27 protein-coding genes and 1 tRNA gene are annotated in these 23,373 nt (G+C 68.9%); 14 read left to right on the top strand and 14 right to left on the bottom strand.

From position 1 onward, the window contains the following. Nucleotides 1–13: 13 nt before the first annotated feature. From E1181_RS10850 to E1181_RS10840, 3 genes are all read right to left on the bottom strand, one after another. Nucleotides 14–586, bottom strand: coding sequence for a TIGR03086 family metal-binding protein (locus E1181_RS10850; protein WP_207922103.1), 573 nt, complete (start codon nt 584–586; stop codon nt 14–16). Nucleotides 587–777: 191 nt separating this feature from the next. After that, nucleotides 778–2,313, bottom strand: coding sequence for an aldehyde dehydrogenase family protein (locus tag E1181_RS10845; RefSeq protein ID WP_132673857.1), 1,536 nt, complete (start codon nt 2,311–2,313; stop codon nt 778–780). An 11-nt stretch (nt 2,314–2,324) separates the two neighbouring features. Next, on the bottom strand, nt 2,325–3,551 hold the full coding sequence (locus E1181_RS10840; RefSeq protein WP_132673856.1) for a cytochrome P450: 1,227 nt from the start codon (nt 3,549–3,551) through the stop codon (nt 2,325–2,327). 133 nt (nt 3,552–3,684) lie between these two features. On the opposite strand from E1181_RS10840, the gene E1181_RS10835 reads away from it, so the two are divergent. Beyond that, a complete protein-coding gene (locus E1181_RS10835) occupies nt 3,685–4,293 on the top strand; it encodes a TetR/AcrR family transcriptional regulator (protein WP_132673855.1) in 609 nt (202 codons plus the stop codon). A 117-nt stretch (nt 4,294–4,410) separates the two neighbouring features. Next, on the top strand, nt 4,411–6,444 hold the full coding sequence (locus E1181_RS10830) for a putative bifunctional diguanylate cyclase/phosphodiesterase (RefSeq protein ID WP_132673854.1): 2,034 nt from the start codon (nt 4,411–4,413) through the stop codon (nt 6,442–6,444). Here the strand turns inward: E1181_RS10830 and E1181_RS10825 are convergent. Beyond that, nucleotides 6,426–7,256, bottom strand: a complete 831-nt coding sequence (locus E1181_RS10825) for a helix-turn-helix domain-containing protein (RefSeq protein WP_132673853.1) — start codon at nt 7,254–7,256, stop codon at nt 6,426–6,428. The genes E1181_RS10830 and E1181_RS10825 overlap by 19 nt on opposite strands. 101 nt (nt 7,257–7,357) lie before the next feature. Between E1181_RS10825 and E1181_RS10820 the strand changes: the two genes are divergently transcribed. Both E1181_RS10820 and E1181_RS10815 read left to right on the top strand, forming a co-directional pair. After that, nucleotides 7,358–8,059, top strand: a complete 702-nt coding sequence (locus E1181_RS10820) for an SDR family oxidoreductase (RefSeq protein WP_132673852.1) — start codon at nt 7,358–7,360, stop codon at nt 8,057–8,059. Between the two features lie 385 nt (nt 8,060–8,444). Then, nucleotides 8,445–8,930, top strand: a complete 486-nt coding sequence (locus tag E1181_RS10815; RefSeq protein WP_132673851.1) for a hypothetical protein — start codon at nt 8,445–8,447, stop codon at nt 8,928–8,930. Here the strand turns inward: E1181_RS10815 and E1181_RS10810 are convergent. Next, nucleotides 8,927–9,385, bottom strand: coding sequence for a hypothetical protein (locus E1181_RS10810; protein ID WP_132673850.1), 459 nt, complete (start codon nt 9,383–9,385; stop codon nt 8,927–8,929). The genes E1181_RS10815 and E1181_RS10810 overlap by 4 nt on opposite strands. Before the next feature lie 220 nt (nt 9,386–9,605). On the opposite strand from E1181_RS10810, the gene E1181_RS10805 reads away from it, so the two are divergent. Then, the gene (locus E1181_RS10805; protein ID WP_132673849.1) at nt 9,606–10,346 is read left to right on the top strand and encodes a lysophospholipid acyltransferase family protein; all 741 of its coding nucleotides are present in this window, start codon (nt 9,606–9,608) and stop codon (nt 10,344–10,346) included. Nucleotides 10,347–10,557: 211 nt separating this feature from the next. Here the strand turns inward: E1181_RS10805 and E1181_RS10800 are convergent, their stop codons facing one another. Beyond that, nucleotides 10,558–10,956, bottom strand: coding sequence for a hypothetical protein (locus E1181_RS10800; RefSeq protein WP_132673848.1), 399 nt, complete (start codon nt 10,954–10,956; stop codon nt 10,558–10,560). Between the two features lie 285 nt (nt 10,957–11,241). On the opposite strand from E1181_RS10800, the gene E1181_RS10795 reads away from it, so the two are divergent. Next, entirely contained in the window at nt 11,242–12,681 is a 1,440-nt protein-coding gene (locus E1181_RS10795; RefSeq protein ID WP_132673847.1) for an alpha/beta hydrolase, read from the top strand. Nucleotides 12,682–12,727: 46 nt separating this feature from the next. Here the strand turns inward: E1181_RS10795 and E1181_RS10790 are convergent, their stop codons facing one another. Continuing rightward, nucleotides 12,728–13,933 carry a cytochrome P450 gene (locus E1181_RS10790; protein ID WP_132673846.1) on the bottom strand — a complete coding sequence of 402 codons (1,206 nt, stop codon included), beginning with the start codon at nt 13,931–13,933 and terminating at the stop codon, nt 12,728–12,730. Between the two features lie 97 nt (nt 13,934–14,030). Between E1181_RS10790 and E1181_RS10785 the strand changes: the two genes are divergently transcribed. The 4 genes from E1181_RS10785 to E1181_RS10770 all read left to right on the top strand — a co-directional run bounded on the left by E1181_RS10785 (nt 14,031) and on the right by E1181_RS10770 (nt 16,744). Then, on the top strand, nt 14,031–14,657 hold the full coding sequence (locus E1181_RS10785; protein ID WP_132673845.1) for a TetR/AcrR family transcriptional regulator: 627 nt from the start codon (nt 14,031–14,033) through the stop codon (nt 14,655–14,657). Nucleotides 14,658–14,798: 141 nt separating this feature from the next. Further along, nucleotides 14,799–15,380, top strand: coding sequence for a TetR/AcrR family transcriptional regulator (locus E1181_RS10780; protein WP_132673844.1), 582 nt, complete (start codon nt 14,799–14,801; stop codon nt 15,378–15,380). Nucleotides 15,381–15,678: 298 nt separating this feature from the next. Continuing rightward, nucleotides 15,679–16,101 carry an excalibur calcium-binding domain-containing protein gene (locus tag E1181_RS10775; protein WP_132673843.1) on the top strand — a complete coding sequence of 141 codons (423 nt, stop codon included), beginning with the start codon at nt 15,679–15,681 and terminating at the stop codon, nt 16,099–16,101. A 10-nt stretch (nt 16,102–16,111) separates the two neighbouring features. Continuing rightward, on the top strand, nt 16,112–16,744 hold the full coding sequence (locus E1181_RS10770) for a class F sortase (protein WP_207922102.1): 633 nt from the start codon (nt 16,112–16,114) through the stop codon (nt 16,742–16,744). A 234-nt stretch (nt 16,745–16,978) separates the two neighbouring features. Here E1181_RS10770 and E1181_RS10765 read toward each other — a convergent pair. The 7 genes from E1181_RS10765 to rpmB all read right to left on the bottom strand — a co-directional run bounded on the left by E1181_RS10765 (nt 16,979) and on the right by rpmB (nt 20,797). Then, a tRNA-Arg gene (locus tag E1181_RS10765) sits at nt 16,979–17,051 on the bottom strand. Nucleotides 17,052–17,305: 254 nt separating this feature from the next. Beyond that, on the bottom strand, nt 17,306–18,808 hold the full coding sequence (locus E1181_RS10760) for a GGDEF domain-containing protein (RefSeq protein ID WP_132673842.1): 1,503 nt from the start codon (nt 18,806–18,808) through the stop codon (nt 17,306–17,308). Between the two features lie 57 nt (nt 18,809–18,865). Continuing rightward, complete coding sequence (gene bluB, locus E1181_RS10755) at nt 18,866–19,546, bottom strand: 5,6-dimethylbenzimidazole synthase (RefSeq protein WP_132673841.1); 681 nt, start codon at nt 19,544–19,546, stop codon at nt 18,866–18,868. 79 nt (nt 19,547–19,625) lie between these two features. After that, the gene (rpsR, locus tag E1181_RS10750; RefSeq protein ID WP_132673840.1) at nt 19,626–19,850 is read right to left on the bottom strand and encodes a 30S ribosomal protein S18; all 225 of its coding nucleotides are present in this window, start codon (nt 19,848–19,850) and stop codon (nt 19,626–19,628) included. A gap of 4 nt (nt 19,851–19,854) precedes the next feature. Beyond that, a complete protein-coding gene (gene rpsN, locus E1181_RS10745) occupies nt 19,855–20,160 on the bottom strand; it encodes a 30S ribosomal protein S14 (RefSeq protein ID WP_132673839.1) in 306 nt (101 codons plus the stop codon). A 233-nt stretch (nt 20,161–20,393) separates the two neighbouring features. Beyond that, nucleotides 20,394–20,561 carry a 50S ribosomal protein L33 gene (gene rpmG, locus E1181_RS10740; protein WP_132619411.1) on the bottom strand — a complete coding sequence of 56 codons (168 nt, stop codon included), beginning with the start codon at nt 20,559–20,561 and terminating at the stop codon, nt 20,394–20,396. Further along, nucleotides 20,561–20,797, bottom strand: a complete 237-nt coding sequence (rpmB, locus tag E1181_RS10735; RefSeq protein WP_132673838.1) for a 50S ribosomal protein L28 — start codon at nt 20,795–20,797, stop codon at nt 20,561–20,563. The genes rpmG and rpmB overlap by 1 nt, the downstream gene beginning before the upstream one ends. Before the next feature lie 79 nt (nt 20,798–20,876). Between rpmB and mrf the strand changes: the two genes are divergently transcribed. The 4 genes from mrf to E1181_RS10715 all read left to right on the top strand — a co-directional run bounded on the left by mrf (nt 20,877) and on the right by E1181_RS10715 (nt 23,373). Continuing rightward, nucleotides 20,877–22,121, top strand: a complete 1,245-nt coding sequence (mrf, locus tag E1181_RS10730; protein ID WP_408009610.1) for a ribosome hibernation factor-recruiting GTPase MRF — start codon at nt 20,877–20,879, stop codon at nt 22,119–22,121. Next, on the top strand, nt 22,118–22,369 hold the full coding sequence (locus tag E1181_RS10725) for a type B 50S ribosomal protein L31 (protein WP_132673837.1): 252 nt from the start codon (nt 22,118–22,120) through the stop codon (nt 22,367–22,369). The genes mrf and E1181_RS10725 overlap by 4 nt, the downstream gene beginning before the upstream one ends. 28 nt (nt 22,370–22,397) lie before the next feature. Beyond that, nucleotides 22,398–22,550 carry a 50S ribosomal protein L32 gene (gene rpmF / locus E1181_RS10720; protein ID WP_132673836.1) on the top strand — a complete coding sequence of 51 codons (153 nt, stop codon included), beginning with the start codon at nt 22,398–22,400 and terminating at the stop codon, nt 22,548–22,550. A 127-nt stretch (nt 22,551–22,677) separates the two neighbouring features. Continuing rightward, a complete protein-coding gene (locus E1181_RS10715) occupies nt 22,678–23,373 on the top strand; it encodes a response regulator transcription factor (RefSeq protein ID WP_132619419.1) in 696 nt (231 codons plus the stop codon).

Genomic DNA, 23,373 nt, shown 5'->3' with positions numbered 1-23,373 from the left:
CCCGTCGGTGCGCTCAGGGGCGCCAGCGGGGGTCGCGGCCGGTCGTGGCGACGATCTTGTCGAGCAGCAGGGCGTCCTCCGCCACCGGGACCTCCTCGGCGTAGGCGCCCATCTCCCGGCCCTTGGCCGCGGTCTTGGTGACCTCGGCGAGGGTCTGGCTGAGGGTTTCGGTGTCCCAGGTGGCCTCGGTGTCCGTCGCTCGGGAGAGGTCCCAGGCGTGGACCGTGTACTCGATGGTGATCAGGTGTCCCACCAGCTCGGACGGGTAGGTCGTCGGGCCGCCCATGTGGGTCTCGCCGGTCCAGGACTCCGGTGCGTCCCAGGCGCGCGAGGTGCGGTTGAGCTGGGAGAGCAGCGCCTTCGCCCAGTCGCCGCCCGTGCGGTCGACGGCCTCGGCAGGCGGAGCGACGTGCTCGCCGCGGGCTGCTGCCTCGAACGACGGTCCCCAGAACAGCAGGTGGTTGATCAGCGCCCGCACGTCGTATTCCGCGCACGGAGTCGGGGCCGACAGCTGCGAGGGCGAGATCCCGGCGACGACCTGCTTGAGCGTCGCCGCCGCCTGAACCAGGTGCTGTGCTCCGGACATGCCGCCCACCCAACCATCACCGGCCCGACACCGCCGAACCGAACGGGCCGTCAGCCCTCCCTCCCGACCTTGTGTCGATCACCCGGATCACTGCCGCAATCGGTGTCCGGATGACGGTGGTGGTCCCGGTCCGTACCCGGAATACCGCCGTAATCGGGTCACCCCGGGCGGGGGCATTCCGGGAGCCGGGGTCAGGAGAGGAGTTTGCGGAGGAACTTGTTGCCGAAGCCGTAGCGGATCAGGCCGTCGAGGTTTCGGATGGTGTCGGCGTTGTAGGGGTACCAGATGCTCTCCTTCTTCGAGGAGAAGCGGCTGAGCAGGATCGGCTGCGGGTGGGTGAACCCGCGCAGCGACTGCAGGCCGTTGACCTGGCCGACTCCGCTGTTCTTTCGCCCGCCGAAGGGGGCTTCGGGGACGCCGTAGATGACCGCGGCGTCGTTGTGCACCACCGATCCCGTGTTGAGCCGGCCCGCGATGCGCTCGGCCTTGGCCTTGTCCTGGGTGAAGACGCTGCCGCCGAGCCCGTACTGGCAGTCGTTGGCCATCCGGACGGCTTCCTCCTCGTCGCGCACCCGCATCACGGTCGCGACCGGACCGAAGGTCTCCTCGGTCATCAGGTCCATCTCGTGGGCGGCGTCGACGACCACGGTGGGCTGGAAGAACAGGCCCTCGCCGTCGGCGGGGGAGCCGCCGACCAGCACCTGCGCGCCCTTCTTCCGCGCGTCCTCCAGGTGCCTGCTGACCACGTCGACCTGCCGGTCGAAGAACAGCGGACCGACGTCGCCGTCCTCGGAGCCGTAGCGCAGGGCGGCCACCTTCTCCTTGAGCAGCCGGATGAACTCCTCGGCGACCGACTCCACGACGTAGATCCGCTCGACGCTCAGGCACACCTGCCCGGTGTTGAACATCGACAGGTACGCCGCACCGGCGGCCGCGCGCTCCAGGTCGGCGTCGGCGCAGACGATCATCGCGTCCTTGCCGCCGAGCTCCAGGGTGTAGGGCGTGAGCTTCTTCGCGCAGGCCGAGGCGATGCTGCGGCCGGTGGTGACGCTGCCGGTGAAGGAGATCTTGTCGACGTCGCCGTCGACGAGGGCCGCACCGGTTTCGCCGTCGCCGTGCACGACCTGCACCACGTCTTCGGGCACGCCCGCCTCGTGCAGCACCTTCACCGCGAGCTCGCCGGAGCGCGGGGTGACCTCGGAAGGCTTGAGCACCACGGAGTTCCCCGCCAGCAGCGCCTGCACGACCGGGTTCAGCGACAGCACGAACGGCGCGTTCCACGGCGTGATCACCCCGACCACGCCGAGCGGCTGGTACCGGATGCGCAGCTTCTTCATCGGCGCCAGGTACCCGTGCAGCCTGCGCTTCTCGTCGCGCAGGTCCTTGGTGGCGCGCTTGCACCAGAAGTTGACGAAGTCGCAGGCGGGCACGATCTCGATGGCCAGTGCTTCGACGCGGGGTTTGCCGGTCTCGGCGCGCACCTGGTCGACGATCTCGTCGCGCCGCCGGACCAGCACGTCGACCGCGTTGCGCAGGATGCGGGCGCGTTCGGCGACCGGCCGCGCCGCCCAGTCCTGCTGGGCCTTGCGGGCGCGCTCGACGGCCGCGTCGACCTCGGCCTTGGTGCTGATCTCCAGGTCACCGACGTGGTGGCGGTCCACCGGGCTGTCCAGGCGGAGGCGACGCCGCCCGTCCTCCGCGGCCGGCTGCGGCTGCACGATAGCCATGGGGATTCCTTCTACTCGTAGCTGACTTGCCAGTGCTTGATGCCGTTGATGAAGCTGGATCGAAGTCGCTCGGGCTCGGCGACCTGCCGGATGTTGGGCAGCACGTCGGCGATCGCGTTGAAGATCAGGTCCAGTTGCAGGCGGGCCAGGTTGGCGCCCACGCAGTAGTGCGCTCCGGTCCCTCCGAAGCCCAAGTGCGGGTTGGGATCTCGCAGCACGTCGAAGCGGAACGGGTCGTCGAAGACGTCCTCGTCGAAGTTCGCCGAGCTGTAGAACAGCGCGACCCGCTCGCCCTCGCGGATCAGCTGGCCGCTGACCTCGACGTCCTCGGTGGCGGTGCGCTGGAACGAGGTGACCGGCGTGGCCCAGCGGACGATCTCGTCGGGCGCGGTGGACGGCCGCTGCTCCCGGTAGATCTCCCACTGCTCGGGGTTGTCGACGAAGGCCTTCATGCCGTGCGTGGTGGCGTTGCGGGTCGTCTCGTTGCCCGCGACCGACAGCAGGATCACGAAGAAACCGAACTCGTCGGAGGTCAGCGACTGCCCGTCGACGTCGGCGGTGACCAGCTTGGACACGATGTCGTCCATCGGGCAGGCACGCTTGGTCTCGGCCATGGTCATGGCGTAGCCGAGGACTTCGGCGGCCGCGGCGACCGGATCGCCGAACTCGGGGTCGTCGAAGTTGAGCATCTGGTTGGACCAGTCGAAGAGGCTCTTGCGGTCCTCCTGCGGCACGCCCAGCAGCTCGGCGATGGCCTGCAGCGGGAGTTCGCAGGCGACCTGCTCGACGAAGTCGCCGCCGCCCTGCTCGCGGGCGTCGCGCACGATGGCCTCGGCGCGTTCGGTCAGCGCCGCCCGCAGGTTCTCCACTGCGCGCGGGGTGAACCCCTTGTTGATGATGCCGCGGATCTTGGTGTGCTTCGGCGGATCCATGTTGATCAGCATCGTGCGGATCGCCTCGAACGCTTCCGGCGTGGTGTAGCCGGGGAATCGGATGATCGCGTTGTTGGCCTCGGACGAGTAGAGCTTGGGGTCGCGGGAGATCTCCCGGATGTCGGCGTGCTTGCTGATCACCCAGAACCCGCCGTCGTCGTAGGGCGCGTCCATGCCGTCGGTCTGCGCGTTCCACCAGACCGGCGCGGTCTGGCGCAGCGAGGTGAACTCCTCGACCGGGGTCCGCTGGGCCCACAGCTCTGGATCGGAGAAGTCGAGTCCGGCCGGGATCGTCGGGTCAGGCACCGTTGCCTCCTCGCGGATCGCGGGGTTGAGCGCGGTCCGGCTTGCCGAAGCGCGTCATACAGACATACCGTAGATGTATGATTGTCAGGAGGCAATGGGCAGCGTCGCGGGTCCGCTCGGCCATACTTGAGCCATGAAACGACCGGCGTGGAACGGTGCGCCGCCGCGTGACGGCGAGGAGGCCAAGGCCCGCATCATCGACGCGGCGATGCGGTGCATCGACCGGCACGGACCGGGCAAGACGAGCCTCTCGGACGTCGCCGCCGAGCTGGGGGTCATCCGGCAGACCGTCTACCGCTACTTCCCGAGCACCGAGGAGCTGTTCATCGCGGTCGGGTTCGCCGCGCTCAACAGCTTCCTGGAACGGCTCGTCGCCCACCTCGCCGGACGCCGCGATCCCGCCGACGTCGTCGTCGAGGCGATGGCCTACGCCATCGAGCAAGTGCCGAAGGACCCTTACCTGGGGCTCTTCCTGGACCTCGGTCGCCCGGAAGCCTTCTCGCGCGGCGCCACGTCGGCCCGCGCCTTCGACGCCTGCCGGCTCGCGTTCGCCCGCACCGACGTCGACTGGGACGAGCTCGGCTTCTCCGGCGACGAGCTCACCGAACTGCTGGAGTTCCTGCTGCGCGTGCTCCTGTCGTTCGCCAACGACCCGCTGCCCGGGCGGGGCGGAGCCGATCTGCGGGCTTTCCTGCGCCGGTGGGTGACCCCGGCGATTCTGGCCCCGACCCCGGCGCCCTAGGAGCGGCGGTCGCCGCTCTGGGCCCGCGCCGCTGAGCGCGAAGACTTCGGCTCAACCAGTTGCGAGGAGTGGTCTCGGGACCGTACGTTGCGGACACGCCGAGGAACGGGACCGGTGATGGACCACGAGAAGCGTGAGCCATGGGCTGTGCACGTCGGTGCGCAGAAGATCCTCGCCGCTGAGGACATGCGGGACTACGCGATCTTCGCCCTGGACCCCAACGGGTACGTGGCCAGTTGGAACCCGGGCGCAGCCCGGCTCGGGGGCTACGACTCGCACGAGGTCATCGGTCGCCACTTCTCGCTGTTTTACCCCGCTGAGCAGATCGCCGCGGACTACCCGAACTGGGAGTTGCGGCAGGCCGCCGAGAACGCGTTCTTCATCGACAGGGGCTGGCGGATCCGGAAGGACGGCAGCCGGTACTGGGCGCACGTGGTGATCGCCGCGCAGCGCACTCCCGATGGCGCGCTCGACGGGTTCATCAAGGTGGTGCGCAACGAGAGCGAGTCCACCGCTCGCGTCGAGCGCACCAAGCGCAGGATGGCCGACCTGTTCGAGCTCGCGCCCGCGGGCATCGCGCTGCTCGACGACGACGGCCGCTTCGTCGACGCCAACGGCGCGCTCTGCGACCTGCTGGGTTACCGGCTCGACGAGTTGATCGGACGCCTCGACGTCGAATTCCTCGATCCCACCGACTCCGGCGGCGGTCTGGTCGGCGGTCTCACCCGCTCCTCCGGCGAACTGCTGGTCCCGCACCGGGTGCTGGCCCGATCGGACGGGTCTTCCGTGCCCTGCCAGGTGCAGGCCGCCGCGTCGGTCCGCGACGACGGCGGCCGCAGCTGGCTGGTCACCTTCCACGACATCACCGAGCAGCTCGCCCGCGCCATGACCCTGCGCTACCAGGCCACCCACGACGAGCTCACCGGGCTGCTGAACCGCCGGGGCTTTCAGGACCGGCTCGCCGAGCTGCTGCCGCCGGACAAGCCCGGCAGCGTCGCGGTGCTGTTCTGCGACCTGCACAACTTCAAGCGGGTCAACGACGCCCTCGGCCACGAAGCCGGTGATGAGCTCCTGTCGGCGGTCGCTGAACGCCTGCTCGCCGGGCTGCCCTCGCGCTGCGAGGTGGCCCGCTTCTACGGCGACGAGTTCGTGATCCTGCTGCACGACCTGGAGGGAAACCACGAGCTGGACTCCTTCGTCAACAGCGTCGCGGAGCTGTTCCGGATGACCGTTCCGCTGCGGCGCAGGCAGGTTCAGGTCTCGGCGTCGATCGGCGTGAAGGTGGTCGAGGACAGCGGCTCCGACGTCGTGGCGCTGCTGCGCTCCGCGGAGTCGGCGATGCTCGACGCCCGGGTGCGCGGCCAGGCGCGGTCGGGGATCGACCACGACCAGCTCACGCTGGAGCAGCACCTGCGCGAGGCCATCAACCAGAACGAGCTCGACCTGCACTACCAGCCCGTCATCGACAACGACGACAACGTCGTGATCGCCGAGGCGCTGCTGCGCTGGCGCCACCCCGACCTCGGGCCGCTCACGCCGGACGTGGTGCTCGCGGTGGCCTCGCGCGGCGGGATGCTCGCCGATCTCGACACGTGCGTGCTGCGCATCGCCTTGCGCGAGTCGAGGTCCTGGAAGCGCGATGACGGCGTCCCGGTGAAGGTGGCCGTGAACCTCACCGGACTCCGCCCCGAGCAGCCCGGTTTCGCCGACGTCGTGCGCTCGGTGATCCGCGAAACCGGTGCCGCGCCCAGCGATCTGGTGCTGGAGATGGTGGAAACGGTGTTCGCGCAGCTCGAACCGGAGCAGCGCCAGGAGATGAACGACCTGGTCGCCGATGGCGTGCAGTTCGCGGTCGACGACTTCGGCACCGGCTACTCGTCGCTGTCGGTGCTCAAGGAGCTGCCGACGCAGATCATCAAGCTGGACCGCATGTTCGTCTGCGGCGTCGGAACCGACCCCGACGACCTCGGCATCGCCCGCGCCATGACCGAACTCGCCCGCACGCTGGGCCGCATGTGCATCGCCGAGGGAGTGGAGACCTCCACGCAGCACCAGCTGCTGCGCGCGGTCTCCGTCGACGCCTACCAGGGCTACTACTTCTCCCGGCCGATCCCGCCGGAGGAGTTCCGCGCCTACCTCGCGGGCGGCTGATCGGCGGCCAGCGACCCGAGCAGCGCCACCGCGTCCGCGCTGGGGGAGCCGGGCTCGGCGTGGTAGACGACGAGTTCCTGGCCAGGGCTGGAGCGGACGCCGAAGGTCTGCATCGTCAGGGTCAGCTCGCCGACGTCGCGATGCCGGAAGGTCTTGCGCTCCAAGGATTTCCCGCGGGCGTCGTGGCTCGCCCAGAGCTCGGCGAACTCGCCGCCGTCGGCCAGCAGCTCGGTCAGGATCTGGCGGATCCGCGGGTCGTCGGGGGCCTGCCCGTGCCCCAGCCGGAAACCGGCGACCGAGTTGCGCGCGACCTCGTCCCAGTCGCGGTAGAAGGTGCGGGCGGCCGGGTCGGTGAACACCACGTGCATCAGGTTGTGCGAGTGCGTCCAGCCGGCGAACAGGGCATCGGCGATCGCGTTGGAGGCCAGCACGTCGAACGCGCGGTTGTAGACCAGCGCGGGGTTGTTGGGCCAGGCGTCCAGCAGTTGCAGCAGGCTCGGGGAGACGTGCTCGTGCACCGCGGCGGCGCGACCGCGCGGGCTCAGCCCGGCCAGCCGGAGCAGGTGCGCGCGCCCGTCCTCGGACAGTAGCAACGCGGTCGCGAGAGCGTCGACGACCTGCGCGGACGGGCTCCGCTCCCGGCCCTGCTCCAGCCGCACGTAGTAGTCGAACGACACCCCGGCCAGCATCGCGACCTCCTCGCGCCGCAGGCCCGGAACGCGCCGGAACCCGGTTGCGGGGAGGTTCACCTGAGCGGGGCCCACCTGCGCCCTGCGGGCGCTCAGGTAGGCACCGAGCTCGGAGTTCGGCATGCCGTCACCATAGGCGGGTTCCGGGTGCGGAGGGTGGGCGCAGCGCTCCCAGGAGGACGCCGTCCTGCCACGCCGGAGTCCGCTTGACCAGTGTGAACGGCATGGATGAGAGCAAAGTTGCACTGGTGACCGGAGCGAGCAGCGGCATCGGGGCGGCGATCGCGACCCGGCTGGCGGCCGACGGGCACCACGTCGTGGCCGGAGCCCGGCGCGTCGACCGGCTCGCGGAACTGCCCGGCGTGCACCCGGTGCGCGTGGACGTGACCGATCGCGCCGACGTCGCCGCGTTCGTCGCCGAGGCACGCGCGAAGTTCGGCCGGGTCGACGTTTTCGTCAACAACGCGGGCGTGATGCCGCTGTCCCGGCTGGATGCGGGGCTGGTCGGGGAGTGGGAGGCGATGATCGACGTGAACGTGCGCGGGCTGCTCAACGGGATCGCCGCCGTGCTGCCGGAGTTCACCGGTCGCGGGGGCCACTTCCTGACCGTGGCCAGCGTGGGAGCGCACGAGGTGGTGCCCACCAGCGCCGTCTACTCGGGTACGAAGCACGCGGCGTGGGCGATCACCGAGGGGTTGCGCCAGGAGTCCGATCCGTCGATCCGCGTCACGACCATCTCGCCGGGCGTGGTGACCTCGGAGCTGGCCGACTCGATCACCGATCCGCACGCCGCCGCGGCGATGAGTTCGTACCGGGCCCACGCGATCGCGCCGCAGGCCATCGCCGATGCCGTGGCCTACGCGCTCGACCAGCCGGCCGACGTCGACGTCAACGAGATCGTCGTCCGGCCCGCCCGGCAGCGCTGAGGGTCGTTCACCACGGCGTCGGTGCCGGACATCCCCATGTCGGCACCGACGCCGTGCCCACCCCCTCAGAGTGGTCTTGGTGAACGCGCACCGACGCCGGGCATCCCCACGACCGACGCCGGCGCGCGTCCTCCCCCCCCCCTCTCGCGATGGCTCTCACCGGCTGGAGAGACAGCCTCACTCGGAAGTGTCTATCCAGAAGCTTTCTTCTCTGGCGTTTTCTTCGAAGAAAGATATCTTCCAGGAAGAATCGTCGCAAGCTGCAAGACGCCGCCTGCGACGCAGGTCACCTCGGCGGCGCGACAGCAAGATCATCTGTGAGCTGCGAGGACGGCAGGACTTTGGCCCGTGGTGAGCAGTGGCTCCGCTACTCATGCTGGATCTCGTGAACCTGGGGGCAGTCCGAATCCTGTGCTGCGCGGCGCTGATCGCGGCCGCGAGCGGGTGCACGATCACCATCGTGCCGTCGGGCTCCTCGCCGCCCCCTCTGCCGCCACCGGCTCCCGCGCCGTCGACGACGGTCAACGCGCCTGTGGTGGTCGAGCAGCAGCAGCCGGTGCGCAACACCCACGACTGCGGAGAGCTGCAGAGCTCGGGGATGGACTTCACCGAGGTCGTCGGCTACTGGTACGGCCTCGGAGCGCCGTCGGACATGGACGACGATGCCGACGGCATCCCGTGCGAAACCATCTACGGCGAGAAGAACGTCCCCGCCGCTGGGCAGGCGGGCACCCACGACTGCGCGACCCTGCAATCCCAGGGCATGAGCTTCGCCGAGGTCACCGGCTACTGGTACTCGCTCGGCGCGCCCTCGGACATGGACGACGACTCAGACGGCATCCCCTGCGAAACCGTCTACGGCGAGCTCTAGGGCCAGATCGTCAGAGGGTCGCGGCACCTTCGATCCCTGGTTTCATCCGTCGGATGGGTCAGGCATTCGCGGACCGCGATGCTGGCCGTGTCCGACAACAACTCGTCGATGCCGGTCGATTCATGCGCGCCCTTCGTGAGGACCACTCTGCGATATTCCTTGTCGTTCACGAGGATGATGAGCAACGCGGCCTTGTTGTCATTGGCTCTGTCGGTCAACGTACCCGTCATCTTGACCTGCTCGCCGATGTCCTTGAGCTCGCCATCAGCGGAGACGCCACCCACCGCTTCTTGAGCCGCGTTGCTGCCCCACGGCTTCACCTCCGGGGCGAGCCAGACCTGGAGCACCAGGTACTCGACGAGCAGCGCGATCACGCCGCCGCATGCGGCGATCGCGATGCCGGTGAGGACCTTCCTGCTCGGACGATCGCTCTGCTGAATCCTGTCATCCACCACGTGCGCCTCCGGAATGGAAACCTCGCCCCCGTGAAGATCAAATCCTGCCAAGGGTCCCGTGAAGCGCCGGGCCGTGGAAGCGAAATGCGGTCGCCGCACCCGTATGGCGGATCTTGGTCGGACGGGGTTCGCAACGATGGAGGCACGCCTCTGCCTCGGGAAATGTGACTGTGGACGCACGGGTGCCCCGCGCGAACCTACGGGTGCGTAACCTGCTCAAATGGCTGAAATCGTCTATCCGCCCGTCATCCTGGCGGCGAAGGCCATGTTCCGCGTGCTGGACAACCGGCTGCGTGTGACAGGCACCGAGCACATCCCGCGCACCGGAGGCGCGGTGATCGCCTGCAACCACGTCAGCTACCTCGACTTCATCTTCTGCGGGCTCGGCGCGCAGCCCGCCAAGCGGCTGGTGCGCTTCATGGCCAAGAAGGAAGTCTTCGACAACAAGATCGCCGGGCCGCTGATGCGCGGAATGCACCACATCCCGGTCGACCGCGCGGCGGGACGGGACTCCTACGACGAGGCGGTGCGCAGGCTGCGCGCGGGCGAGGTCGTCGGGGTGTTCCCGGAGGCGACCATCAGCCGATCGTTCACCGTCAAGCCCATCAAGTCCGGCGCGGTCCGGATGGCCGCCGAGGCAGGCGTCCCGGTCGTGCCGATGTCGCTGTGGGGCACGCACCGGCTGTGGACGAAGGGCAGGCCGAAGACGCTGACCAAGCGCCACGTGCCGATCCACATCCACGCGGGCGAGCCGTTCTGGCCCACCCCGCAGGACGATCCGGAGGCGCTCACCGAAGACCTCCGCAACCGCATGTCGGCGATCCTCGACGACCTGCAGGCCGGTTACCCCGAGCAGCCCGCCGACGCCGACGAGCGCTGGTGGCTCCCCGCCCACCTCGGCGGCACCGCTCCCACCCCCGACGAGGCGGCTGCCCTCGACAGCCAGTCCAAGGGGGGTTAAGACCTGTTGAGGAATGCGACGGTGTCGCTGCTTCAGGTGTGGGACTCAGCTCGCACCGCCGCGGGTTCTGACACGTCGTCTGGGTGAGGACGCCGCGACGCCGTGCATTGGCATGCATCAGTCGTGGCCCCGGAGGCCAGACGGCGTGTCAGGTTCCGCTACCCGCACCGACAAGCAAAGCAATTCCTCAACAGGTCTTTCCGGTGTTGGATCAGATCGAGTAGTCCACGTTGGCCATGTGGGCGTTCCCGCTGCGCACCCGGACCTCGACCATCGAAGCGGTGTTCTTGGGCCACTTGATCTCGCCCGTGCCGAGGGTGCCGCACCCCAGCGACTGCCACTTGTCGGGGTTCTTCGCCTTGCTCATCCGCGCTGCGACGCACGCGTACTGGTTGGTGCTCTCCTGCACGTTCCAGGTGATCCGCAGCTTGCCGTCCCAGCCGCTGGCCGGACTGGTGTAGGAGCACTCCTTCGAGACCGGTCCCCACTTGCCCGGGAACCCGCTCGTTCGGCTCTTGCAGATCGCAGCGGACGCGGGAGCGGCGAAGAAACTCGCCGACAGCAGCGACAGCAGAGCGGTCATCATCAACGCGGTAGCGGTCTTCCTCATCTGGGCGCACTCGCTTTCGGTGAGAGGTCGGGTTGAGCTCGGCGGCCGGTGAATCCGGAGAACCGCCGGTGAACTCGACACTGTCCAGCGCGGAGAAGACCAGCAACCGGAACCGTTGTTCGCGGCCACCGGGCTTTGACCACGGCCAATTGAGGTGGACGTCCGCGCAGGTCAACGGCACTCATGTGCGCGTCGAGCTCGCGATTGGCCTGCTCGCGTGACCATGCCCCGAGGGCAGGCGCTCGAATGCTCTTCGTTCTCGAATCGCGAAGAGGTGGGGCGACGATGAAGCGAAGGCGCGCAGCGGTGCTGGCGGTGATGGTCGGCCTGGCGTGGTCGGTGGTCACACCGACCGCGGTGGCCGAAGAGGGGCCCGCGTGGGGTCCGTGCTCCGCGGACGTGAAGACGGAGACGGTCGTGCTGGAGTGCGCCGCGATTGCCGTCCCGCTCGACCACGCCGACCCCGGCGGTGAGCGCATCGAGCTCATGGTGTCGCGGCTGGCCAGCACGAACCCGGCCAAGCGGCGGGGCGTGCTGATGCTCAACCCCGGTGGTCCGGGCGGATCTGGCCTGGCGTTCCCGGACTTCCTGGCATCGCGCGGAATGCCGGCCAGCGTCCTGGAGAGCTACGACCTGATCGGCATGGACACCCGAGGCATCGGGCACTCGGCGCCGGTGAGCTGCGGATTCACCGACGAGCAGGGCTATCTCGGCAACATCCCGCCGTACGCGGTCGACGACGCGGCGGTCGTCGCGCAGGCCGAGTCGGCGAAGCGGGTCGCCGAGCAGTGCGCCGCGCACGACGTCGACGGCCGGATGCGGCACCTCTCGACGGCGAACATGGCGCGCGACCTCGATTCGATCCGCGCCGCGCTCGGCGAGGAGAAGGCGAGCTTCCTCGGCTACTCCTACGGATCGGCGCTCGGTGCGGCGTACGCGTCGATGTTCCCCGAGCGGTCCGACCGGATCGTGGTCGACAGCAACATCGGCGACACCCACCTCGACCACGACGGTCTGCGCAGGTACGCCCTCGGATTCGAGGAGACCTTCCCCGATTTCGCGAAGTGGGCGGCCGAGCGGCACCAGACCTACGGCCTGGGGCGCACGCCCGAGGAGGTGCGCGAGACGTACTTCCGGCTCGCCGAACGGCTCGACGCGGCGCCGGTCAACGGCATCGACGGACGCGTGTTCCGGCTGGGGACCTTCGCTGCCCTGTACGGGAAGACGAAGTACGGGCTCACCGCGCAGGCGTGGCAATCGGTGAGCAGCGGCGGCGAGACACCGAGAACGACCGCCGCAGCGGCTCCCACGGACAACCCGTGGTCGGTGTTCCTGGCGGTGACCTGCAACGACTTCGACTGGTCGGGGGACGTGCGGACCTACCAGCGCGCGGTCTCCGAGGACCGCGAGCGCTACCCGATGTACGGCGCTGCGAGCGCGAACATCAGCCCGTGCGCCTTCTGGGACGCTCCCGCCGAGCGGCCCGTCGCGATCGACCGGAACGGTCCGGAGAACGTGCTGGTGCTGCAGAACCGCCGCGACCCGGTGACCCCGCACCGAGGTGGCGAACTCCTCGACGAGAAGTTCGGCGACCGGTCCCGGCTGGTCAGCGTCGAGGGCAGCGGCCACGGCGTCTACGTGCTCGGCGACAACGCCTGCGCCCTCAACACCACGACGGACTTCCTGGTCGACGGGGAACTCCCGGAGCAGGACACCGCCTGCTGATGACCTGCGGTGGTGGCAGTTCCGCCCGGAACCGCCACCACCTCGACTACCAGGTCACGGGCAGGGAGGTGACGCCGCCGGTGATGGTCGGGCGGACCTCCAGCTCGTCCATCTCCCGGGCCAGGCGCAGGTCGGGGAGGCGCTGGGCGAGGGTTTCGAAGACGATCCGCAGTTCGGTGCGGGCGAGGCTGGCGCCGATGCAGAAGTGCGCGCCGTGCCCGAAGCCCAGGTGGGTGCGCTCCTCGCGGTCCGGGTCGAAGACTTCCGCGTCGGCGTAGGCGGTCTCGTCGCGGTTGGCCGCGTTGACCGACAGGATGACGGCCTCGCCGCGGCGGATCGTCACGTCGCCGATCTCGACATCGGTGTGCGCGTAGCGCAGCAGCCCGAGATCACCCGGAGCGCCCAGCCGCATGATCTCCTCGACCGTGCGGTTGACCCGGCCCGACGGATCGGCGGTCAGCGCCTTCCAGTGCTCGGGCTGGGTCAGCAGGAACAGCACGCCGAGACCGATGCGGTTGACGGTGGTCTCGTGACCGGCGAACAGCAGCCCGACGCACAGCCGGATCATCTCGCCGTAGTCGTAGGTCTCGTCGCTGTCCTGGGCGCGCACCAGGTCCGAGATGACGTCCTCGCCCAGGTCATCGCGCTTCGACTCGGCGAGTCCGGTCATGTAGGAGTTGAACTCCTCGCGCGCCCGGTGGGGGTCGTCGTCGGTGGCCAGCGTCGCCATCCGGCTCGACAGCGAGTGGAAGTGCTCGCGGTCGCTCTCCGGCACGCCGAGCAGTTGGCAGATGACCGCGACCGGCAGCGGGAACGCCAGGCCCGAGTGCAGGTCGACGACGTCGCCGGATTCGCGCTCGGCGATCAGCTGGTCGAGGTAGCCGTCGACCAGCTCCTGCACGTGGTCGGTGAGCATCCGCATCCGCTTGGCCGAGAAGGCCGGCGTCAGCAGCCGGCGCATGCGCGCGTGGTCGGCTTCCTCGGTCTCGTAGTTGCCCGTCGGACCGTCCTGCACCGCGGCGGTCGACACGCGCGACGCCCGCTCGGGTTCGGGGTGGGAGCGTCCGAACCGCTTGTCGCTCAGCAGCGTCCGCACTTCGTCGTACCGGGTGACCAGCCACGCGGGGTCGCCCGCCGGGGTGGTGACCGGGGCGACGGGCGCTTCGCGGCGCAGCACCTCGTACAGCGGAGCGAGGTCGAGGACGTTCGGCCTCGGGAAGGGGAGTTGCAGGCGCTCGGCGACTGAGCTCATGGGTCTCCTCGATGCATTAACTGGCAGTTACTGACAATAATGTTGGGCGGATTAGGGTGTGTCAACACGAATCCCGGCCGGCCTGAGGGAGCTCTCAGTGGTCGAACGACCCCGCCGCGGCCGTCCGCCGGCGAGCGACCAGCAAAGACAGCAGCAGCGACTCGACATCTCCCGCCACGCGGTGCGGTTGTTCCGCGAACACGGGGTGGCGGCGACCTCGGGCGAGCAGATCGCGCACGCCGCCGGGATCTCGGAGCGCACCCTGTGGCGCTGGTTCCGCAGCAAGGAGAGCTGCGTCGAACCGCTGCTGTCGAAGTCCATCGACGCCTTCGGCGCGGTGCTGCGCACCTGGCCGCCCGAGCTCGAACTCGCCGAGCACCTGCGCGCCGCCTACACGCCCGTGCTCGACGCGGGCGACGACATCGAAGCGGTCCTGGCGGTCATCCGCATGACCCACGACGAACCGGCGCTGCGCGCCCTCTACCTGGTGCTGCGCGAACGCGCCGAGCCCGCCTTCGCCGAAGTCCTGGCCGACCGCATGGGCCTCCCGGCCGACGCCCTCGAAGTCCGCATGCAGGCGGCGGCCACGAGCGCAGCCCTCCGAGAAGCCACCGACGACCTCGTCGCCACGGCCACCTCCGACGGCATCCCGCAGACGGTCCTGCAAGAGCACCGGGAGCGCGTCGCCGACGCCCTCCGCCACCTCACCCACCCCTCGGGCTGACGGTTCGGGGTTGCCGAACCCGGCTGACCGCTGGCACACTTTCGATACGCTACAGAAGCGTATCGAAACTGGAGGTGCGGCCATGCAGGTCGAAGCGTTCGCTGTGGACGGGCCAGGCGCCGAGCTCAGGTCGTACTCACCGTGACCACGGGACGACCGCGAGACCCGGACCGGGACCAGGCGATCCTCGCCGCGACCCGCGAACTGCTCGCCGAGCGCGGCTACGCCGGATTCTCGATCGAGGCCGTCGCCGCCAAGGCCGGAACGGCGAAGACGACCATCTACCGCCGCTGGCAGGACAAGCACGACCTGCTGGTCGCGGCGTTGAAGGACCACGTCCCGCACTACCCGGAGATCGCCGAGGCGGACTCCCTGCGCGGCGATCTCATCGCGCACGCGAGCAGGCTCGCCACGCTGATCAACGGCTTCGACGGCCGCCTGGCCCTCGGCGTCATGCAGGCCCGTCCCGATGTCGCCGGCATCGCCGAGGAGCTGGAGCGCAACACCCCCAGCGGCGCTCGGCTCCCGGAACGGGTCATCACCCGAGCCGTCGAGCGCGGCGAACTACCGGCCCCGGTCGATCGGGACCTCTTCGAGGAGATCGTCTCCTCGCTGCTGACCCTCAGGATGATCCGCCGCCAACTCGTCGACGACGACTACGTCGCCCACGTCGTCGACGACATCGTCCTGCCGGCCTTCAGGAACTCGGCCCGGGAAGCCTGAATCAGCCGGGCGGCCAGGTCAGGATTGAAAGCGGTTGCGCAGCTGGGTAGGAGGCCGGTCCGTCGGTGCAGCGCTCCAGCGCGCGGCGGAACAGCTCCTTGTGCCTCGCAGTCGATGGTCCTCGGGAGTGCACATTTCGACAGGGTTGTGAGAGCTACTCATGGATTTTCGTCACCGCGTGGCTAGCCCAAAGCGATTTTCACTTTATTCCACGGAAGGGCGAAGTCGAATGGCGATCAATGTGCGGCAACTCTAGCGTCCTTACTCCCAGTTGGTCACCCATTGCAAGGGGGTTCGGATGCGTCCTCGTGTCGCTGTTGCCGCTGGCGTGCTTGCCTGCGGGGCAGCTCTCCCGCTCGCTGGTACGGCTTTTGCGCAAGACCTTGACTGTGCGGATTTCGCTACGCAGCCGGAAGCGCAAGAATTCTTCGGACATCAGGGAAGTGGTGACCCGCATCGACTCGATGCGGACGATGATGGCGAGGCATGTGAAGACCGCCCTAGCGGCTCGGACTCGTCATCGTCGGTTGCGGTGCCCAACGAGGATGGGGGCGGATCAGACCAGGGCGCCATGCCATCTGGCGGAGTTGAAGCCGGTCATGGAGGGATGGCGGAGAACGCCAGCGATTCAGCGGGGCAATGGAGTCTCGCCGTAGGCGCACTCCTCACCGCGAGCGGTGTCGTTGTCCTGCGGCGTCGCCGAGTGGGCGGCACGGGCTAAGTCCCGTCACATGAAGCGGGCGGAAAAGATAACGGGTGTCGACCAGCCTCGTTTGCGATTGCTGGTCGGTTCCTGTTTTCTTCTCTTGCTGGGAATTGGTGGGTGCAGCGAACGGGCAATCCAGACCCTAGTGGTGAACGATCCGCGACCGGTATCGCAGAAGCCGTCGATGGAGCCTCATTACGTTACCGACGGTCAGGCCCCCGTTCCGATTCGAGTGAGAATTCCAGACATTGAAGTCGATGCCCCGATAATACCGCTGCAGGTAGGTGAAAGCGGAGTGCTGCTGCCACCCGCGAGAAATGATATCGCGGGATGGTGGAAAGACGGCCCCGAGCCTGGGGAAAGCGGTCCCGCCGTGATTGCCGGCCATGTCGATTCTCATACGGGCCCCGCAGTCTTCTTCCGGCTTCCTGATCTACCTCCTGGAGCACAAGTGTTCATCGATCGCGCAGACCGCACGACTGCGGTGTTCACGACCTATCGCCTCGAGAGGCACTCCAAAGACGAATTTCCCACCGATGCTGTCTACGGCTCCACCAGTAACGCTGAGATCCGAATCATCACGTGCGGTGGGGATTTCGATGACACGAACGATCGCTACCTGGCCAATGTCATCGCCTTCGCGCGTCGGAGCGGTTGATCATTCTCTGCCTAGTGCCACATGCGTTCGAAGCAGGGTGGTCCCCGACCTGCATGCCCCGGTGAGCACCGCACCTTGATGGATGAAGCGGAGAGACCGGTGCGCCAGTGGCCCGTGAACCACCCGCAAGCCATCGGCTTCAGCGATGCAACTGGTGGGCAGTCAGTGACCAAGCGGATCAGCATCGAGTGCTCCACGCCTGGTCAGGATCATCTTTCCGCGGCCAGAAGAAAGCGCCCCCGGCAGGATTCGAACCTGCGACACCGGCTTTAGGAGAGCCGTGCTCTATCCCCTGAGCTACGAGGGCCTGATCGGAGGGTACCTGGGTGGGGGTTCGGGTTCGGCACCTGGTGGCGTCTGCGGGTCGCTTCCTCCGCTGATCGCGGTCGGTGCTCGTGGTCGGGTGGTGTCACTGCTGGCGGGCTCTGAGGGGGTCGGCTCGTGGGGCGTCGTCGTTGACCACCTCGGCGTCCTCGGTGGTTTCTCGGCCTCGAACGCACATCGGGTGGATGGTCCATAGGGGATTGTCTGAAACAGGCTGCTTGGCAGCGGTTTCGGACTTCACCGGTCAAGTTCTTGGTCGGTCTCTGCTTGGTCGGTGCCGTTCTCCACTCTGTTCCGGCCTGCTCTTTTGGCCTTGTAGAGGCCGATGTCGGCGGCTGCGAAGAGCTGGTCCAGGTCGTGGGGGCCTGCGGCCACGCCGATGCTGACCGTGGGTTTCTGCTCCAGCCTGCCCAGGACCAGGCGCCAGTCGTGGGCGTTGACCGCTGCGCGGATGCGTTCGGCGACGGCCGGGCCGGCGTCGCAGGAGTCCTCGGCGGCGTCGACGAGCAGGACCACGAACTCGTCGCCCGCCCACCGGCAGAGCAGGTCGCCCGCGCGGCATTCGCGGCGCAGCAGGTTGGCCACCTCCTGCAGGACGACGTCGCCCGCGGTGTGGCCGGCGAAGTCGTTGACCTCCTTGAAGTAGTCGACGTCGAGCAGCACCAGCCACGGGACCCTGCCTGCGGAGGCGTTGCGTTCCAGCAGGACCGGGGCCATGCGTTCCAGGCCTAGGCGGTTGGCGAGGCCGGTGAGCGGGTCGCGCAGGGCGGCTTCGCGGGCCGCCATCGCCATGCGTTGCGCCTGGGTGGCGACTCTGCGCTGCTCCAGCGCTTGGCCGAGACCTTCTTTGAGGATGTCCACGGCCGACACGGCTGCGGACACCGCGCGGCGCAGGGCCGCTGCCTCGCCCACCGGATCGCCCAGCTGCTTGCAGATCTCGGCGAGCTCGCGGGAGAACCGCATCATCAAGAACGATTCGCGGATGTTCTCGGCGCTCTCCAGTGAACGGCTGGCGAAGGTGCGGGCCTCGGTCAGGACGCCCTGCGAGCGCCTGATGACGGCCAGCACCCAGTTCGCCAGCGCCATCGCGTAGCCGTCGGAGGTGTCGCGGCTGAGGATGAGCGTCTCGTGCGCGACGCGCTCTGCCCCCTCCACGTCGCCGGTGCCCACCAACGACCGGGCCAAGCAGGCCAGGGCGCTGCGCTTGACGCGTCCCGGCTTGGCCAGCGCTTGGGCTTCCTCGCAGAGCTCGCGGGCCGCGGCGAACTGGTGGGCGGCCTGCTCGGGCTGGTTCGCGGCGCGGAACACCCGGGCGATGCCTTCGCGGAGCTCGCAGTGGGCCAGCGAGGGCTGATCGCCCGAGTCGCGGGCGATCTGCACCGCCAGCGACATCAGGTCCATCGCCGGACCGCGCCGTCCGATGCCCTCCAGCAGGAAGCCCAGCATGCTGACGGTGTGCGCGGCCGATCCGCCGCTCGGCGGCTGCGTGTCGAGCTCGGTCCAGCCCTCGGCGATGAGCTCCAGGGCGAGCGGGATGCGGCCCAGCCGCCAGGCCAGCAGGGCGCGGTGCACCAGCACCGTGGAGCGGACCCAGCGGTCGTCGACGAAGTTCGAGCCGCCGGCGAGCAGCTCGTCGAAGGCGGCATCGGCCTCGGCGAAGCTGCCAGCGTCGAGCAACCGCCTCACCTGGCGGTCCTGGGCCGGGATGTGCCCGGCGAGCGGTTGTTCCTCCGGCTGCACCGCGACCTCGTCGTGAGCACGTCATCGTGGCCGCTCGGATGAGCGACCTGTCCGAGGTTACCGGTTGCGACCGCGCCCGTACGCTTCGTAGTGGATGACGTCGTCCAGAGGCATCCGCTGGCGCCAGCCGTGACGTTCCAGGTCCGGGGTTTCGGCGAGCTCGCGAACCGGTCCCACGCACAACCATGCCACCGGCCTGACCTCGGAGGGAACTCCTAGCAGCCGTCGCAGGAACTCCTCGCGGTAGAAGCTGACCCAGCCCACCCCGAGGCCTTCGGCGGTCGCTGCCAGCCACAGGTTCTGGATCGCCAGGCACACCGAGTACAGGCCGGCGTCGGCGATGGCGTGCCTTCCCAGCACCTGCGGTGCGCCCCGGCGCGGGTCGTAGGTGACGGCGATGCCCAGCGAGGACTCCACGATGCCCTCGACCTTGATCTTGCTGAAGGTGTCGGCCCGCTCGCCGTCGAGCTTGCTGGCGAACACGCTGCGCTCGGCCAGGACGTGCTCGCGGAACGTGCGGCGCGTGTTCGCGTCGCGGACCAGGATGAAGTCCCAAGGCTGGGAGAGCCCGACGCTCGGCGCGGTGTGCGCGGCGGTGAGCACGCGGCGCAGCACCGGCTCGGGGAGTTCGGCGCCGGAGAACTCGCGGCGGACGTCCCGCCTGCGGTTGATCACGTCGTAGAGCTCGGCGGCGGGAGCGGAATCGGTCAGGCTGGGGTTGTGTCCAGGGGTCTTCATCGCGATCAATGCTGCACCGGGGATACCGGCCACCCGGGTCCAGGGTGACCGGTATCGCACGGCGTTCGACCGGATCGTCCTATTTGTGGTGGTACGGGAGCAGCGCCATCTCGCGGGCGTTCTTGATCGCCTTGGCGACGTCGCGCTGCTCCTGCGCGGTCAGCCCGGTGACCCGGCGCGAGCGGATCTTGCCCCGGTCGGAGATGAACTTGCGCAGCAGCGTCACGTCCTTCCAGTCGACCTGGACGACGCCCTCGCGCTGCAGGAGGTTCGGCTTCTTGCGGCGTTCTACGGGTCGGCGCATGCGATCACCAGCTCGACTTCGTCACGCCGGGCAGCTCGCCCTTGTGCGCCATCTCGCGCAAGCGCACGCGCGACAGCCCGAACTTGCGGAAGTAGCCGCGCGGACGCCCGTCCACGGTGTCCCGGTTGCGCAGCCGGACCCGGCTGGCGTCCCGCGGCTGCCGCTGCAGCTCGCTCTGGGCCTCGAAACGGGCTTCCGGCTCGGTCTCGGGCGAGGCGATGATCCGCTTCAGCTCGGCCCGCCGCTCGGCGTACCGCTCGACGACCTCCTTGCGCTGCTCGTTCCGGGCGATCTTCGACTTCTTGGCCACGATGTCCTCTCTGCTGTGCGTCCTCGACCAGTGATTTCGTGATTTCAGTGGAAATCGGGACCCGGATTTCCACTGAAATCCGGTCACTCCCGGGGTGGGGGTGAGCTGGAGTTCCCCTGGGTTGGTGATCACCTGGGGTTCTTGTCGCGGTGATCGCCCAGGGGGTTGTCGGGTGGTGATCGGTTGGGGTCGGCTCGGCGTGAGTGATCGCCTGCGGTGTCCCCGGGGGTTGGTCAGCGTTCTTCTCGGAACTCGACGTGCTTGCGGGCGACCGGGTCGTACTTGCGGAGGCGCATGCGGTCGGGGTTGTTGCGCCGGTTCTTGGTGGTGACGTAGGTGAATCCGGTGCCCGCGGTGGAGCGGAGCTTGATCACCGGACGGGTGTCGGTGCTCTTGGCCATCAGATGCGTTCCCCTCGTGCGCGCATGTCGGCGACGACCGCGTCGATGCCGCGCTTCTCGATCGTCTTCATTCCCTTGGTCGACACCCGCAGCCGGATCCACCGGTTCTCGGCGGGCAGCCAGTAGCGCTTGTTCTGCACGTTGGGCAGCCAGCGGCGGCGGGTTTTGCGGTGGGAGTGCGAGACCTGGTTGCCGTAGCCCGGCTTCTTGCCGGTCACCTGGCAGCGGACTGACATGACCTACCTCTCGATAACGACATCCATTTTCATATAGCTGACGGCCAGGGTAGCGTGTCGACAGCGAAGATGAAAACCGTTGTCGATTGAGGTGGGGATGTTCACCGATCCGTCCGACCGGACGCCGCTGCTGCTGGTGGCCGGCCTCCGCGAAAGCCAGGTCGCCGAGGCGGCCGAGGTCGCGCGCCTCCGCGACCCGTCAGGAACCGCGCTGGTGCACGCCGACCTGCGCTCGGTCGCCGAAGGAGTGGTGCGCCGCGAGGTCCGGCACGGCGATCACGTCGACAGCCACGTCCTCGAACTCGCGCACGGCTGCGTGTCCTGCACGCTGCGCGAAGACCTGCTGCCGCTGCTGCGCAGGCTCGCCGCCGCGCCCGACATCAACTGCATCGTCATCCGGCTCGACCCGGCGCTGGAGCCCGAGGCGATCTGCTGGGCCCTGCGCCACGTCGAGGTCGACGGTCGCCCGCTGCTCACCGACGTCGCCATCGAGGCCGTGCTGACCACCGTCGACCTCGAGACCTGGCTGCCCGACGCCTCCGGCGAGGAGGAGCTCGCCGAGCGCGGACTGGGCGGAAGCGCCGACGACGAGCGCACGGTGGCTCAGGTGGCCGTCGGGCAGGCCGAGTTCGCCGACGCGATCGTGCTGGTCGGAGCCGCAGAGGACCGCTGGCAGCGGGTCCGCACCGAGGCCGTGCTCGCGCGGCTCACCCCGTCGGCACCGCTGGCCCACCTCGACGACCTGGACCTGCCCGCACTGCTGGCGCGCATCCCCGAGGACTCCCGGCGCGGCGAGGTCGACGGACCGCACGGCCGGCTGCTGCGCGGCCAGCCGTCGCTGGACACCGACGCGGGCGTGGCCACCGTCCTGTTCGAGGAGCGCCGCCCGTTCCACCCGAAGCGGCTGCACGAGGCCGTCGACATGCTGCTGGACGGCGTCGTGCGCACCCGCGGCCGGTTCTGGGTGGCCAGCCAGCCCGACGACTCGCTGTGGCTGGAATCCGCGGGCGGCGGGCTCGCCGTCGCCCACGCCGGACCGTGGCTGGCGACCGTCGACGACTGGGACGGCCTTTCCGACGACCGGCGGCTGCGGGCCGCGCTGACCTGGGACGACTACTACGGCGACCGGATGAACGAGCTCGTCGTCATCGCCCACGAAGCCGACCCGCACGAGATCGTCCGCGCGCTGCGCGACGCCGTGCTCACCGACGACGAACTCGCCGCCGGCGAGCAGGAGTGGGCGCAGTACCCGGACCCGTTCGCCGACTGGCGCACCGAACCGTGCGCCGAACCCGCTGAATCCGAATTGAAGGGAAACCAGTGAAACCCGACATCCACCCCCGATACGAGCCCGTGGTGTTCCAGGACCGCACGACCGGCAAGAGCTTCCTCACCCGCTCCACCGCGACCTCCGACGCGCGCATCGAGTGGGAGGACGGCAACACCTACCCGCTGATCACGATCGACGTGACCGCCTACTCGCACCCGTTCTGGACCGGCAACCAGCGGGTCATGGACACCCAGGGGCGCGTCGAGAAGTTCCGCCGCCGCTACGGCGACCGCCGCCGCTGAACCGCTCGACTCCCCGAAAGGACCCGACATGGCAGTTCCCAAGCGCAAGACCTCGCGGGCCAACACCCGGCACCGCCGCTCGCAGTGGAAGGCGAAGGCGCCCGAGCTGGTGCCGATCGTGGTGGACGGCGAGCGGAAGCTGGTGCCGCGCGCGTTGATCCGCCACTTCCAGGAGAAGTGAGCGCATCCGGCGCGCGTCGTCACGCCGAGTGTACGGCGCGCGCCGGACCGAGACGGCTGTCACCTCGACGGGCGAGGTCGGGCGGGGCTCTCAGCTCGTTCTCAGGGCAACGGGTAACACTGTCCGCATGCGCATCCTCGTCGTCGACGACGATCGTGCCGTGCGGGAGTCGCTGCGAAGGTCCCTGCAGTTCAACGGGTACCAAGTGGAGCTCGCCGCGGACGGCCAACAAGCACTGGACCACCTGGCCGACAACCGCCCGGACGCCATGGTCCTCGACGTGATGATGCCCCGGCTCGACGGTCTGGAGGTGGCGCGGCGGCTGCGCAGCACCGGCGACGACCTGCCGATCCTGGTGCTCACCGCCCGCGACGCCGTGTCCGACCGGGTTGCCGGGCTCGACGCCGGCGCCGACGACTACCTGCCCAAGCCCTTCGCCCTCGAAGAGCTCCTCGCCCGGCTGCGCGCGCTGCTGCGCCGCGCCACACCGCCCGAGGGCGGACCCGACGCGCAGCCAGCGGCGCTGCGCTTCGCCGACCTGGAGCTGGACCCGGGAACCCGCGAGGTCCGCCGCGGCGAGCGCTCGATCAGCCTCACCCGCACCGAGTTCGCCCTGCTGGAACTGCTGATGGCGCACCCCAAGCAGGTGCTCACCCGCAGCAGGTTGCTCGAGGACGTGTGGGGCTACGACTTCCCGACCTCGGGCAACGCCCTGGAGGTCTACATCGGCTACCTGCGCCGCAAGACCGAGGCCGAGGGGGAGACGAGGCTGATCCACACCGTGCGCGGTGTTGGCTACGTGCTCCGCGAGACGCCGCCATGA

Source organism: Saccharopolyspora terrae (assembly GCF_004348435.1).
GTDB classification, from domain to species: domain Bacteria; phylum Actinomycetota; class Actinomycetes; order Mycobacteriales; family Pseudonocardiaceae; genus Saccharopolyspora; species Saccharopolyspora endophytica.
Note: the sequence above shows the minus strand (reverse complement) of the source record. Positions and strands in the feature narration are given on the sequence as shown.

Bases quoted from the DNA above. Each gene is read 5' to 3' on its own strand.
- E1181_RS10850 (WP_207922103.1), bottom strand. From the start codon at position 586: ATGTCCGGAGCACAGCACCTGGTTCAGGCGGCGGCGACGCTCAAGCAG.
- E1181_RS10715 (WP_132619419.1), top strand. From the start codon at position 22,678: ATGCGCATCCTCGTCGTCGACGACGATCGTGCCGTGCGGGAGTCGCTG.
- E1181_RS10775 (WP_132673843.1), top strand. From the start codon at position 15,679: ATGCGTCCTCGTGTCGCTGTTGCCGCTGGCGTGCTTGCCTGCGGGGCA.
- E1181_RS10835 (WP_132673855.1), top strand. From the start codon at position 3,685: ATGAAACGACCGGCGTGGAACGGTGCGCCGCCGCGTGACGGCGAGGAG.
- rpmF (WP_132673836.1), top strand. From the start codon at position 22,398: ATGGCAGTTCCCAAGCGCAAGACCTCGCGGGCCAACACCCGGCACCGC.
- rpmG (WP_132619411.1), bottom strand. From the start codon at position 20,561: ATGGCCAAGAGCACCGACACCCGTCCGGTGATCAAGCTCCGCTCCACC.
- E1181_RS10790 (WP_132673846.1), bottom strand. From the start codon at position 13,933: ATGAGCTCAGTCGCCGAGCGCCTGCAACTCCCCTTCCCGAGGCCGAAC.
- rpsR (WP_132673840.1), bottom strand. From the start codon at position 19,850: ATGCGCCGACCCGTAGAACGCCGCAAGAAGCCGAACCTCCTGCAGCGC.
- rpmB (WP_132673838.1), bottom strand. From the start codon at position 20,797: ATGTCAGTCCGCTGCCAGGTGACCGGCAAGAAGCCGGGCTACGGCAAC.
- E1181_RS10845 (WP_132673857.1), bottom strand. From the start codon at position 2,313: ATGGCTATCGTGCAGCCGCAGCCGGCCGCGGAGGACGGGCGGCGTCGC.
- E1181_RS10795 (WP_132673847.1), top strand. From the start codon at position 11,242: ATGAAGCGAAGGCGCGCAGCGGTGCTGGCGGTGATGGTCGGCCTGGCG.
- bluB (WP_132673841.1), bottom strand. From the start codon at position 19,546: ATGAAGACCCCTGGACACAACCCCAGCCTGACCGATTCCGCTCCCGCC.
- E1181_RS10830 (WP_132673854.1), top strand. From the start codon at position 4,411: ATGGACCACGAGAAGCGTGAGCCATGGGCTGTGCACGTCGGTGCGCAG.
- E1181_RS10770 (WP_207922102.1), top strand. From the start codon at position 16,112: ATGAAGCGGGCGGAAAAGATAACGGGTGTCGACCAGCCTCGTTTGCGA.
- E1181_RS10825 (WP_132673853.1), bottom strand. From the start codon at position 7,256: ATGCCGAACTCCGAGCTCGGTGCCTACCTGAGCGCCCGCAGGGCGCAG.
- E1181_RS10805 (WP_132673849.1), top strand. From the start codon at position 9,606: ATGGCTGAAATCGTCTATCCGCCCGTCATCCTGGCGGCGAAGGCCATG.
- E1181_RS10800 (WP_132673848.1), bottom strand. From the start codon at position 10,956: ATGAGGAAGACCGCTACCGCGTTGATGATGACCGCTCTGCTGTCGCTG.
- E1181_RS10820 (WP_132673852.1), top strand. From the start codon at position 7,358: ATGGATGAGAGCAAAGTTGCACTGGTGACCGGAGCGAGCAGCGGCATC.